This is a genomic window from Massilia glaciei, from assembly GCF_003011895.2.
Classification (GTDB): domain Bacteria; phylum Pseudomonadota; class Gammaproteobacteria; order Burkholderiales; family Burkholderiaceae_D; genus Telluria_A; species Telluria_A glaciei.
Genome location: NZ_PXWF02000215.1, coordinates 1 through 540, shown reverse-complemented (window position 1 = coordinate 540; position 540 = coordinate 1). Strand labels below are relative to the sequence as shown.

Genomic DNA, 540 nt, shown 5'->3' with positions numbered 1-540 from the left:
CTCGTGCCCCCGGGCCGCGTCGACAATGCCGGCCGCGCCGGCGCCGTCGAACATCAGGCGCGCCTCGAGCGCCAGCGGGCGCGGCTTGCGGCGCGCGATGGCGCGGCCGGCGCGGGCGGCAGGGTTCGGGGCGGACGGTTTTGGCGGGGTCTTGGTCATGGCGGGTTCCGGGCTTTCTGGCGACGATGGGGCTATTGCGTTGTTTTTTTGTTGTTCAGTACGTTGTTGTCACAGCACGGGCGGCGCGATCTGGACCCGCCCGCTCATGCCCGTGAGCAGCTCGGGGAAGCGGCCGTCGATGGCGGCGACCAGCTTGATCGACTGGCTCACCGGATCGACCCGGGCGCCGATGCGCTGGAGCTTGGCCGGATAGGTCTTGCCGGTCTCGTCGATGAGGATCGAGAAGCGGTGGCCCGGCTTGAGCCAGACCAGCCACTTGCTGGGCACGAGGAATTCGATCTCGAGCACGCTGTCGTCGAGGATCTCCATGATCGCCTGGCCGGGCTGGGCGTACTGCTGCTCGCGGATCTTGCGTTCGGC

General features: G+C 68.7%; 1 pseudogene. It reads right to left on the bottom strand.

The annotated features are described in order from the left end of the window. Nucleotides 1-228 precede the first annotated feature (228 nt). Nucleotides 229-540, bottom strand: a pseudogene (locus tag C7C56_RS13050) (efflux RND transporter periplasmic adaptor subunit); the annotation flags it as partial.